Origin of the sequence: Pseudomonas sp. GM24 (assembly GCF_000282235.1) — a bacterium.
Classification (GTDB): domain Bacteria; phylum Pseudomonadota; class Gammaproteobacteria; order Pseudomonadales; family Pseudomonadaceae; genus Aquipseudomonas.
In genome coordinates, this window is sequence record NZ_AKJR01000167.1 from 1 (window position 1) to 9989 (window position 9989).

Consider the following 9989-nt stretch of genomic DNA (forward strand, 5'->3'; position numbering starts at 1 on the left):
GCCTGCTCGCGATAGCGGTGTACCGGTCAACATATGAGTCGACTGATACACCGCTATCGCGAGCAGGCTCACTCCTACAGGGGGGGGCGTTGCAGCTGGAATCAGCGGCGAGTCAGGGGCTGTGCGGTGAATTTGACGCCGGCCAGACCGTGTTTGATCAACGCGCGAATATTGCCGTGATCACTGCCCTCAGGCGTCGCCACTACCGAGCGATAATGCTCGCCGAACGCCAACAGCGCTTCTTCATCGCTCAGACCTTCGAGCAACGCCAGACCCAAAGTCTTGCACGAACCTTCGTTCTGTCCGGCGGCGTTTTCCACACCACCGTTGTTGAAGGCTTGCGGCTGATAATCGTAACCGGCGGCGATGAACGCCAGGGTGTCGGCGAAAGCGTGTTCGCCGCTTTTGAGGCTGGTGCGCAGGGTGTTCAGATCACTCATGGGTTTTTCCTTTGGCGAACGCCGCTTGCTGGTCGGCGTTGGCTTCTTGCTGATATTGGGCTTTCCACTCGGCGTATGGCATGCCGTAAACCACTTCGCGAGCATCGTCGAGGCTGACCTCGATCTGGCGCTCGTCGGCTTCGGCCTTGTACCACTTCGACAGGCAGTTGCGGCAGAACCCGGCGAGGTTCATCAGGTCGATGTTCTGTACGTCCTTGCGGCTGTCCAGGTGGGCGACCAGCCGGCGGAAGGCGGCGGCTTCGAGTTCGAGGCGTTGTTGCTCGGTCATGATGGGCTCTGTGCAGTCAATTCGTGGCGCGGATGATAAAAGTCTGACGGCCAATGCGCCAGACGCACTCAGCGGCTGGCGGCGAGTGTGATCGAAACCGACTCGGCAAATCGCAACGCATGGGGCTTGTCGACTTCGACTTCGGCGTACAGCACCGAACCGTTGCTCATCACCAGATCGAGCAATTCCTGAGTCAGGCGTTCAAGCAGCGCAAAGCGATTGCCCTCGACGTGGGCGATGATCGCTTTGGTGATCGTGCGGTAATTCAGTGCGTGATCAATGTCGTTGTCACGCACCGCTTCCTGCGCGGCATACAGAATGGTCAGGTTGATCAGCACATCCTGCTTGTTGAGGATTTCGTCCTCGTTGATCCCGATAAAGGTGCGCAAGCGCAGATCCTTGACCCGGATGCGCGCCATTCCCGGCTGAAGTTGTGGCATTTACTTGCTCCGTCCAATCAATTGCAGGAACTCCTGGCGGGTGTTGCTCGACTCGCGGAACGCGCCGAGCATGACCGAGGTGTTCATGGTCGAATTCTGTTTTTCGACACCGCGCATCATCATGCACATGTGTCTGGCCTCAATGACGACGGCGACGCCGGCAGCATCGGTGACCTGTTGCACCGCATCGGCAATTTGCCGGGTGAGGTTTTCCTGAATCTGCAGGCGCCGGGCGAACATGTCCACCAGTCGCGCGATTTTCGACAGGCCCAGCACCTTGCCTGTCGGAATATAAGCCACATGGGCCTTGCCGATGAAGGGCAACAGGTGATGTTCGCACAACGAGTACAACTCGATGTCGGCGACGATGATCATTTCGTCACTGTCCGAGGCAAACAGCGCGCCGTTAACAATCTCATCGACGCTCTGTTCGTAACCGTGACACAGGTATTGCATGGCCTTGGCCGCGCGCACTGGCGTATCGAGCAGTCCTTCGCGGTCGGGATCTTCACCGAGGCCGATGAGGATTTCGCGGTAGTTCTCGGGCAGTGAGCGGCTCATGGGCAGCCTCGCAGGCAGGTGTTATTTGACGTGCCTTCCGCCGTTGACGGTCAGGGTCGTACCGGTGACATAAGGGTTGTCGAGCAGATAGCGCAGGCTCTGATAGATCACTTCGCTGCCGGGCTCGATGCCCAGCGCGGATTTTGCCAGGGCCTTGGCGCGGTACGCCGCGTCGTCGTCGGGATTGAACAATAGCAGGGCTGGCGCGATGCCGTTGACCTTGATGGCCGGCGCATAGCGGGCGGCGAAGGACAGGGTCAGGCTGTCGAGCCCGGTCTTGGTCGCGCAATAGCCGATGTGCTTGCTGCTGCCTTTGCGGGTGACATCGTCGCTGATGTGGATGATGTCGGCGGGCGTCGAGCGTTGCAGCAATTCGCCACAGTGCAGGTTGATCAGATACGGTGCGAGCATGTGCAGATTGAACATGCGCGTGAAGGCTTCGGCCTCGCTGCCCGGAGTTTCGGCCAGCCATTCGGAAGCGTTGTGCACGATGGCGCGCAGGCTCTCGGTGTGGGTTTTCAGTGCTTCGATAAAGGCGAGAATTCCGGCCTCGCTGGAAAAGTCGGCGCACAGGCCGATGGCGCCCAGATCACGCAGCGTTTGCACGCCGGGGCGTTCGCTGCGGTAGGTGAAGATGACGCGATGGCCGTCTTCGAGTAACCGCTGCGCGCAATGCAGGCCGACACGCTGGCCGGCACCGGTGATGAGGATCGGAGCGGAAGAAAGGGTCATGAACGGCTCGCGTCGCGGCTGGAGCAAAAACTATAACAGCGACGAGCCTGAAAAGATCGCAGCCTTCGGCAGCTCCTACTCTGGTCTGTATTCAGTCCTGTAGGAGCTGTCGAGTGCAACGAGGCTGCGATCTTTAATGTTTCTGAGGTGCTGCCGAAACAGGCAGTCGCACCGGCGTGCTGTTCAGCCAGTTCGCCAGCAAGCGGGTCGACAGCGGAATAAAGAAGTAAACCATCAGTGGCGTCAGGCACGCCGTGCTGATCAGCACGCGCGGCAACAAACTCATGTCGGCAAGCAACGGGCCGAGGACAAAGTTGAACAGCAGTGACACTGGAAAGAACGCCAGCCAGATCGCGACGGCCTGCTTCCAGCGCGGTGGACGCTGACCGGCCGCGCCGAACCAGCCTTCGATACCGCTGACTCGATGCTCTTTCGGGTGGGCAAACAGATCGCTGCCACGGCTCAACCACGCGGTGCGGGACGCCGAATGTTCCCACGCATGCAGCGTGTGTTCGTCGGCAAAGCGGAAAATGATCTGGAATTCGTTGTCGCCGGGGGGCGGAGCGAGCACGCCAGAGCCCAGGTAACCGGGGAAATCAGTGGCCAGTTGTTCGCCTTCGCGCAGCCAGGCGATCAAATCCTGATAACGGCCGTCGGCGACGCGACGGGCAACCATCAGCGTGACGGGGGAAGTAGACATTTTGTATCTCCGTATTTCGAGTGCGTCACTCCGGGTAGGAATTTCGCCTGACGCAGGACCGGGGTAGAGGCCTGCGTTTTTCAGCAAGCAAGGATTATTCCGTTTTTTCGCGAATAAACCAGCGACTTTCGTCGCATTTCATCACTTGAAACCCAATGGGACATAAGCGTTAGAATGGGATCCAATTGAACCGACATGGAAGTTGAGCGCCATATGCCTGTGATCACCGACGCAAGCCCTGCTTTGGAGGCATCTGTTGCGCTCGAGCGCGCCGATCTGTTCCCGATCCGCGAGGTTGCGCGCCTCACCGGTGTAAACCCGGTGACCTTGCGCGCCTGGGAGCGACGCTATGGTTTGATTCAGCCGACACGCACCGAAAGCGGGCACCGGCTCTACTCGATGACCGATATCGAGCGCGTGCGCGGCATCGTTGACTGGATTGATCGTGGTGTTGCCGTGAGTAAAGTCGGCAAGATCCTGGCTAAAACCGAACCGAAGAAAGTGCTGGCGCACATCATCCCCGATGATTTGGTGCAAGCCGATTACCTGCAATGGCAGGAGCAGATCCAGCAGGCGGTGAGTGCGTTCGACGACCAGCAACTGGACCGCGTCTATGGTCAGATTTTCTCTTCATACTCATTGCCGGTGGTGTTTCAGGACATCCTCATGCCGCTGTGGCTGCAATTGCTGCAGCGCCAAGACGCTTTCGGGCAGACCAGCGAGTGGCTGTTCTTCGACGGGTTCCTGCGGGCGCGGGTGTTGCAACGGATCGTCATGCTGCGTGGCACTCAACCGCGCCGTGTGATCGTCAGCGCGCTGGCCGGGCAATGTCGAGAGCTGGAGTTGCTGGTGGCGGCGCTGTTTCTCAGCGACAGCAATTCCGGTGTTCGCGTGCTGACGACAGGTCAGCCGTTCGATGAGCTGACGTTGGTGTGCGAAAAGATCAAACCTGATGCACTGGTCCTGTTTTCCAATCACGCGCCCAGCACCGAATTGCCTCGACGTCTGAACCGGTTGGCGTTGAGCCTCGATTGTCAGTTGATGCTGGCGGGCGACGCTTCGGATCTGGCGCAGGACAGCCTGGCCGGATCCTCTGTTGCTTGTCTGGGCAATGAAGGGGCGAACATGCGTCAGCGCATGTTGCAATTTCTGGCCGGCAATCTGGATACCTGAAACTCAGGTGTGAAGGGCAGGATGCGTGAGGCGGTGTTGCTGCAGGATGAACTGGCGCAGACGTTCGGTTTCGTCGGTATCGGTCTGGCTCAACTCGTAGGCGTAGAACCCGCTTTCGGTTTCCCGTTCGAAATTACCGCGCAATGAAATCCGCTCGTAACCCGAAGGGCTGAACCACAACGCGAAATGCTTGGGCGGTTTGGTCTTGTTGCGCACTTCCAGCAGCACACCTTTGTGCGAAACCTCGTGTACCCACAACATTCCTGGCTGACCTTTGGCGTTTTCCAGGGCTACCGGCTCTTCGAGCGTCAAGCGCCATGGCCGTACCATCGGGCCGTCTTCGTAAATACTCGGCACGCCGAGGCGCAGATGCAGTGCGTGAAACTCATCTTCCACCAGGTGCAACGGGAAGGTCATCTGCTGGTTTTCGAAGTTGGCCTGAATGGTCACTTGCTCGTGCGCGGCCAGGCGCGTGAGCAAATCGCGGATCTGTGAACCGCCGTTAACCAGCAGACTCGACGTCGCATCCCGCACGTTCAGTTGCGGGTTGTGCTGCATGGTCTGGATGAAATCCAGCTCATCCTGAGTGAGGAGGGCGTCGCGCTGCATGGCTAACTCAAAAGATATAGTTACAAAGTCATTGGTGATTGTAGTTAATGACACTTAGTTCGCGATTTTGTTTTGACCGTTTGTCGCTTTCACCGTAGCCAGTTCGGCTTCGAGTGCGGCGACTTGCGCTTCCAGCTGCACCACGCGTTGCTGAGCCTTGACCTGAACAGTGACGTCCTTCTGCACGCCAACGAAATAAGTCTGCCCGTCATCGGCGTTTTTTACTGTGGAAAGCGACAGTTCATTCCAGAACGGCGTGCCGTCCTTGCGATAGTTGCGCAGGATTTCCCGGCACGAGCCGCCGTTATCCAGCGTTTCGCGAATCAGTTTCAGGCTGTCCTGATCTCGGTCTCCAGACTGCAGAAAGCGGCAGTCCTGATAGAGGATTTCCTCACTGGTGTAGCCGGTCAGTCGTTCAAAGGCCGGGTTCACATAGATCAGGATATCGTTCTGTTCACCTTCTTTTTCGGCGACCACGATGCCGTCGTTCGACGCGTTGATCACCATTTGCAACAAGCTGGCGTTGATCATCTTTGAATCCTTTCAGAGTTGTCAGTGGCTCGCATTCTAGAAGAACCGTAGGCGCTGTCTACTGGCCATTACCGCCAATTGAGATCCAATCGCAGCTTTGCGTCGGAGGCTGTTACTATCGCCGCTCTTTTTTTCAGTTTCAGGATCAGATTGATGAAAGTCGCCATCCTCTCCGGTTCGGTCTACGGCACCGCCGAAGAAGTCGCCCGCCACGCCCAGAACCTGTTGAAAGACGCTGGCTTTGAAACCTTCTACAACTCGCGCGCCAGCCTCGCCGACCTTCAGGCGTTTGGCCCCGAAGCGTTACTCGCGGTGACCTCAACCACCGGCATGGGCGAATTGCCCGACAACCTGCAACCGCTGTATTCGGCGATTCGCGACCAGTTGCCAGCCGCATGGCGCGGTTTGCCGGGCGCAGTGATTGCCTTGGGCGACGCCAGTTACGGCGACACCTTCTGCGGCGGTGGCGAGCAAATGCGAGAGCTGTTCGGCGAACTGGGTGTGCGTGAAGTGCAAGAAATGCTGCGCATCGACGCCAGCGAAAGCGTCACCCCGGAAACCGACGCCGAGCCTTGGCTGGCGCAGTTGATCGACACGCTCAAGGGTTGATCGCCCGCTCGCGCAGCAGGCTCAGCCACGCCTGTGCGGCTTTCGACAGATACGCACCGCGACGCCAGATAAACGCGATATCCCAACGCAGATAATCCGGCGCTCGCAAGGTCAGACGCACCACGCCTGGCCGCACCAGGCCGCGTGCAACCACGCTGGGCAACAGCACCACGCCTTGCCCGGCGGCCACCAGCGCCGCAAGAAAATCCGCCTGACCGCTGCGTCCGCCTTCCTTCGGCGTGAAGCCCAATTGCTGGCATGCCTGCAGCAAGCGGTCGTTGAGCACGAAGCTGCGTTGATAGAGCAGGAATGGCGTCTCGGCCAATTCTTCCAGGCCGATCTCACCCCGACCTGCCAGCGGATGATCTGCCGGCAGCAGGGCGTCGAGAGGCTCATCACAGAACGGCTGACAGTCGAATTGCGGATCCTTTGGTAACAGGCTGCCGCCCAACTCCAGTTCACCGCTGAGCACCGCTTGTTCAACATTGCGGCTGCCCCCCTCAAGCAACTGAATGTTGATATTCGGATAGCGTCGTCGGTATTCGGCAAACAGCCCGGCGAACAGCGCGTCACTGCCCAGCAGTGGCAGTCCGAGGCGCAGTTCTCCACGCACCAGATGACTCAGATCATCCAGTTCTGCGAGCAATTCATTGCGCAAGCGCAGCATGCTCTCGGCCCGTTGCAGCACCACGCCGCCCGCGGCGGTCAGGCGCAGTTGCGAACCGAGCCGTTCGAGCAATGGCGTGCCGAGGCTCTGTTCCAGTTGCGCGATTTGTTTGCTCACCGCTGACTGGCTGATGTGCAGGGTTTTTGCGGCTTGGGTGAAGCCGCCCTGATGCATGACTTCGACAAAACTGCGCAGCTGTTTGAGTTCCATAGCCTGATTCCATTTTGGAATGGTATTAAGTCTAACAATTCGCTTCGGGGATGGCAGCGCGCTTCGTAAAATATGCCCCTGTCAGGAGCAAAATCATGAACGTCGTCACCCTCAAACATCTGTCTCGTCTTCTCGCCGAACTCGCGGTATTGCTCGGCCTTTACCTGCTCGGTTGCCAAGTGGCGGCCTGGCTGGCGTGGCCGATTCCCGGTGGCGTAGTCGGCATGGCGCTGTTGCTGCTGGCATTTGCCTTTGGCTGGGTCAAACCGGCAGCCCTGCAACTGGGCGCGGGACTGCTGATGGCCGAGATGTTGTTGTTCTTCATCCCGGCGCTGATGAGTCTGCTCGACTACGGCGCGCTGTTGCGCAATGACGGCTGGCGGATCTTGTTGGTGATTGCCGCCAGCACCTTGATGGTGATGTTGGTAACGGCTTTCACAGTCGAGCTTGCCGTGCGCATGAGGCGGTCCCATGAAGCTTGAATGGATGCCGATGTTCTGGCTGGCCTTCACCCTGTTGGCGTACCTGTTCAGCCGCTGGTTGTATCGGCGCACCGGGCGCTACGTTTTGTCGCCACTGATTCTGGTGCCGGCGTTACTGCTGGCGCTCGCGGTGCCGTTGCACACGGCTTATGCCGAATACTCCAGCAATACCCACTGGCTGATGCTGGTGCTGGGCCCGGTCACCGTGGCTTTCGCCGTGCCGATCTGGCAGCAACGGCGCTTGCTGATGCGGCACTGGTCGGCACTGCTGTTGGGCATGGTTGCCGGCAGTGCTGCCTCGATCGGCACCTCGTTCGGGCTGGCCAGGGCGCTGGCGCTCGACAGTTCGGTGACGATGTCGCTGGTGCCGCGTTCGATCACCACACCGTTCGCCATGCCGCTGGCACAGAACCTGGGGGGCGTGCCGGAGTTGACGGCGGTTTTTGTAATGTTCACCGGGGTGTTTGGCGCGATGCTCGGCGGCGTGTTGTTGAAGTGGTTGCCGTTGCGCAGTGCTTTGGCCCGTGGTGCGTTGTTCGGGGTTGGCGCGCACGGTGCCGGGGTCAGCCGGGCCCATGAAGTCGGCGGCGAAGAAGGTTCTGTCGCCGGGCTGGTGATGGTGCTGACCGGATTGCTCAATCTGTTTGCCGCGCCTTTGTTGGCGTCGTTGCTTTGACATGGATCCAAGGAGTTTGCCTGGCTGACCCGCTCAGTCATCAAGCTGGCTGCTAATGCAACTACGCGATGCTCTGCGCCTGACTAGACTGCTGACACGTGCAGAACAATAAGAACGCAGAGGTGCATACAGTGAGCGTAGCCCCCGTCCAATCGTCCCTTAATGTCAAAGACCAGGTCAGTGCTGCGGAATGGCAGACCCGAGTCGATCTCGCCGCTTGTTATCGTTTGGTCGCCGCCCATGGCTGGGACGATCTGATCTTCACGCATATTTCCGCCAAGGTGCCGGGCACCGAAGATTTCCTGATCAACCCGTTCGGTCTGATGTTCCATGAGATCACCGCGTCGAGCCTGGTGAAAGTCGATCAGGCCGGCAACAAACTCATGGACAGCCCTTACGAGATCAACCCCGCCGGCTACACCATCCACAGCGCCGTGCACGAAGTGCGGCACGATGTGGTTTGCGTGCTGCATACGCACACCGCCTCAGGTGTCGCGGTATCGGCGCAAAAGCAGGGCGTGTTGCCAATCAGCCAGCAGTCGCTGTTCGTGCTGTCAAGCCTGGCGTATCACGCCTATGAAGGCGTGGCGCTGAACCATGAAGAGAAGGCGCGCCTTCAGGCGGATCTGGGCGAGAACAATTTCCTGATGCTGCACAACCACGGTCTGCTGACCTGTGGCGGCACCATCGCCGATACCTTTCTGATGATGTTTACCTTCCAGCGCGCGTGCGACATTCAGGTCATGGCGCAAACCGGTGGCGCGGAACTCATCGCTATCGAACCGCAGATTCTGGCAGGCGCCAAAGCGATGATCGCTGGCGTCACCAAAAGTGCTCAAGGCATGGGTGGCGCGCTGGCCTGGCCGGCGTTGCTGCGCAAACTCGATAAACAAGACCCCGGATATAAACTCTAATGCCTCTTGCCGAGATTCCTCTGTGTGTCTGGCGTAAACGCAGCCAGGCGTTTGTCTTTCGTGGCCAGCCGATTCGCTACTGGACGGCCGGGCAGGGTGAGCCGCTGTTGTTGATCCACGGCTTTCCGACTGCCAGTTGGGATTGGCACTACCTGTGGCAGCCACTGGCCCAGCGTTATCGGGTGATTGCCTGCGACATGCTCGGTTTTGGCGATTCGGCCAAACCGCTCAATCACACCTACAGCCTGCTGGAACAGGCTGACCTGCAACAGGCCTTGCTCGCGCATTTACAGGTCGAACAACCGGTGCATGTGCTGGCGCATGATTACGGTGACAGCGTTGCGCAAGAATTGCTTGCCCGACACTACGAAGACAAGATCGAGATCGCCAGTTGCGTGTTTCTCAACGGCGGATTGTTTCCGGAAACCCATCGCCCGGTGCTGATGCAAAAACTGCTGCTCAGTCCACTGGGCTGGATGATTGGCCGCGCGTTTACACGCGATGCTCTGGTGAAAAGCTTCCGGCAGATCTTCGGTCCGCAAACGCGTCCGAGCGAAAGCGAGCTGGACGATTTCTGGAGCCTGGTCGACAGCAATCGCGGGCCACGGATCATGCACAAATTGATCAGCTACATTCCCGAGCGCCGGGTGCAGCGTGATCGTTGGGTGAGCGCGATGCAGCGTGGCGAAATCCCTCTGAGGGTGATCGATGGCGAAGTCGATCCGATTTCCGGGGCGCACATGGTCGAGCGCTATCGCGAGTTGATCCCGGACGCGGACACGGTGCTGTTGCCGGGGATCGGTCACTATCCCCAGACCGAGGCGCCGGTGCAGGTGCTCAAGCACTATCTGGCGTTTCGCGATCGTTTTGTGCTGCCGCCGCGCAAAGTGGCCTGCTCCTGACAGATCAAAAGATCGCAGCCTTCGGCAGCTCCTACACAAATCCAATGTAGGAGC

The 9989-nt window shown here is 59.0% G+C and carries 15 protein-coding genes; 6 read left to right on the plus strand and 9 right to left on the minus strand.

The window, feature by feature from the left end:
• Positions 1-101: 101 nt before the first annotated feature.
• From PMI23_RS18700 to PMI23_RS18725, 6 genes are all read right to left on the minus strand, one after another.
• Complete coding sequence (locus tag PMI23_RS18700; protein WP_007914278.1) at positions 102-440, minus strand: HopJ type III effector protein; 339 nt, start codon at positions 438-440, stop codon at positions 102-104.
• On the minus strand, positions 433-729 hold the full coding sequence (locus PMI23_RS18705; RefSeq protein WP_007914276.1) for a DUF1244 domain-containing protein: 297 nt from the start codon (positions 727-729) through the stop codon (positions 433-435). Before PMI23_RS18705 ends, PMI23_RS18700 begins: the two co-directional genes overlap by 8 nt.
• A 68-nt stretch (positions 730-797) precedes the next feature.
• Entirely contained in the window at positions 798-1169 is a 372-nt protein-coding gene (gene folX, locus PMI23_RS18710; RefSeq protein ID WP_007914273.1) for a dihydroneopterin triphosphate 2'-epimerase, read from the minus strand.
• The gene (folE, locus tag PMI23_RS18715) at positions 1170-1730 is read right to left on the minus strand and encodes a GTP cyclohydrolase I FolE (protein ID WP_007914261.1); all 561 of its coding nucleotides are present in this window, start codon (positions 1728-1730) and stop codon (positions 1170-1172) included. It lies immediately after the preceding gene.
• A gap of 21 nt (positions 1731-1751) precedes the next feature.
• Positions 1752-2462 carry a dihydromonapterin reductase gene (gene folM, locus PMI23_RS18720; RefSeq protein ID WP_007914256.1) on the minus strand — a complete coding sequence of 237 codons (711 nt, stop codon included), beginning with the start codon at positions 2460-2462 and terminating at the stop codon, positions 1752-1754.
• 133 nt (positions 2463-2595) lie between these two features.
• Positions 2596-3162, minus strand: a complete 567-nt coding sequence (locus PMI23_RS18725; protein ID WP_007914254.1) for an antibiotic biosynthesis monooxygenase — start codon at positions 3160-3162, stop codon at positions 2596-2598.
• 213 nt (positions 3163-3375) lie between these two features.
• Between PMI23_RS18725 and PMI23_RS18730 the strand changes: the two genes are divergently transcribed.
• Complete coding sequence (locus tag PMI23_RS18730; protein ID WP_007914252.1) at positions 3376-4335, plus strand: MerR family transcriptional regulator; 960 nt, start codon at positions 3376-3378, stop codon at positions 4333-4335.
• 3 nt (positions 4336-4338) lie between these two features.
• Here the strand turns inward: PMI23_RS18730 and PMI23_RS18735 are convergent, their stop codons facing one another.
• Together PMI23_RS18735 and PMI23_RS18740 are read right to left on the minus strand one after the other, a co-directional pair.
• Positions 4339-4944 carry a hypothetical protein gene (locus tag PMI23_RS18735; protein ID WP_007914250.1) on the minus strand — a complete coding sequence of 202 codons (606 nt, stop codon included), beginning with the start codon at positions 4942-4944 and terminating at the stop codon, positions 4339-4341.
• A gap of 54 nt (positions 4945-4998) precedes the next feature.
• Complete coding sequence (locus PMI23_RS18740; RefSeq protein ID WP_007914248.1) at positions 4999-5475, minus strand: PAS domain-containing protein; 477 nt, start codon at positions 5473-5475, stop codon at positions 4999-5001.
• 153 nt (positions 5476-5628) lie between these two features.
• Here PMI23_RS18740 and PMI23_RS18745 point away from each other — a divergent pair, with 153 nt between their 5' ends.
• Positions 5629-6084, plus strand: a complete 456-nt coding sequence (locus PMI23_RS18745; protein ID WP_007914247.1) for a flavodoxin — start codon at positions 5629-5631, stop codon at positions 6082-6084.
• Here the strand turns inward: PMI23_RS18745 and PMI23_RS18750 are convergent.
• Entirely contained in the window at positions 6074-6961 is an 888-nt protein-coding gene (locus tag PMI23_RS18750; protein WP_007914245.1) for a LysR family transcriptional regulator, read from the minus strand. The genes PMI23_RS18745 and PMI23_RS18750 overlap by 11 nt on opposite strands.
• Before the next feature lie 95 nt (positions 6962-7056).
• On the opposite strand from PMI23_RS18750, the gene PMI23_RS18755 reads away from it, so the two are divergent.
• From PMI23_RS18755 to PMI23_RS18770, 4 genes are all read left to right on the plus strand, one after another.
• Positions 7057-7443, plus strand: coding sequence for a CidA/LrgA family protein (locus PMI23_RS18755; RefSeq protein ID WP_007914242.1), 387 nt, complete (start codon positions 7057-7059; stop codon positions 7441-7443).
• Complete coding sequence (locus tag PMI23_RS18760; protein ID WP_007914240.1) at positions 7433-8119, plus strand: LrgB family protein; 687 nt, start codon at positions 7433-7435, stop codon at positions 8117-8119. Before PMI23_RS18755 ends, PMI23_RS18760 begins: the two co-directional genes overlap by 11 nt.
• A gap of 131 nt (positions 8120-8250) precedes the next feature.
• Positions 8251-9033, plus strand: a complete 783-nt coding sequence (locus PMI23_RS18765; RefSeq protein ID WP_007950070.1) for a class II aldolase/adducin family protein — start codon at positions 8251-8253, stop codon at positions 9031-9033.
• Positions 9033-9935, plus strand: coding sequence for an alpha/beta fold hydrolase (locus PMI23_RS18770; protein ID WP_007914231.1), 903 nt, complete (start codon positions 9033-9035; stop codon positions 9933-9935). Before PMI23_RS18765 ends, PMI23_RS18770 begins: the two co-directional genes overlap by 1 nt.
• The last annotated feature ends 54 nt before the right edge of the window (positions 9936-9989 follow it).

Coding starts and splice junctions, on each gene's coding strand:
- PMI23_RS18700 (WP_007914278.1), bottom strand. CDS start 440: ATGAGTGATCTGAACACCCTGCGCACCAGCCTCAAAAGCGGCGAACAC.
- PMI23_RS18705 (WP_007914276.1), bottom strand. CDS start 729: ATGACCGAGCAACAACGCCTCGAACTCGAAGCCGCCGCCTTCCGCCGG.
- folX (WP_007914273.1), bottom strand. CDS start 1,169: ATGCCACAACTTCAGCCGGGAATGGCGCGCATCCGGGTCAAGGATCTG.
- folE (WP_007914261.1), bottom strand. CDS start 1,730: ATGAGCCGCTCACTGCCCGAGAACTACCGCGAAATCCTCATCGGCCTC.
- folM (WP_007914256.1), bottom strand. CDS start 2,462: ATGACCCTTTCTTCCGCTCCGATCCTCATCACCGGTGCCGGCCAGCGT.
- PMI23_RS18725 (WP_007914254.1), bottom strand. CDS start 3,162: ATGTCTACTTCCCCCGTCACGCTGATGGTTGCCCGTCGCGTCGCCGAC.
- PMI23_RS18730 (WP_007914252.1), top strand. CDS start 3,376: ATGCCTGTGATCACCGACGCAAGCCCTGCTTTGGAGGCATCTGTTGCG.
- PMI23_RS18735 (WP_007914250.1), bottom strand. CDS start 4,944: ATGCAGCGCGACGCCCTCCTCACTCAGGATGAGCTGGATTTCATCCAG.
- PMI23_RS18740 (WP_007914248.1), bottom strand. CDS start 5,475: ATGATCAACGCCAGCTTGTTGCAAATGGTGATCAACGCGTCGAACGAC.
- PMI23_RS18745 (WP_007914247.1), top strand. CDS start 5,629: ATGAAAGTCGCCATCCTCTCCGGTTCGGTCTACGGCACCGCCGAAGAA.
- PMI23_RS18750 (WP_007914245.1), bottom strand. CDS start 6,961: ATGGAACTCAAACAGCTGCGCAGTTTTGTCGAAGTCATGCATCAGGGC.
- PMI23_RS18755 (WP_007914242.1), top strand. CDS start 7,057: ATGAACGTCGTCACCCTCAAACATCTGTCTCGTCTTCTCGCCGAACTC.
- PMI23_RS18760 (WP_007914240.1), top strand. CDS start 7,433: ATGAAGCTTGAATGGATGCCGATGTTCTGGCTGGCCTTCACCCTGTTG.
- PMI23_RS18770 (WP_007914231.1), top strand. CDS start 9,033: ATGCCTCTTGCCGAGATTCCTCTGTGTGTCTGGCGTAAACGCAGCCAG.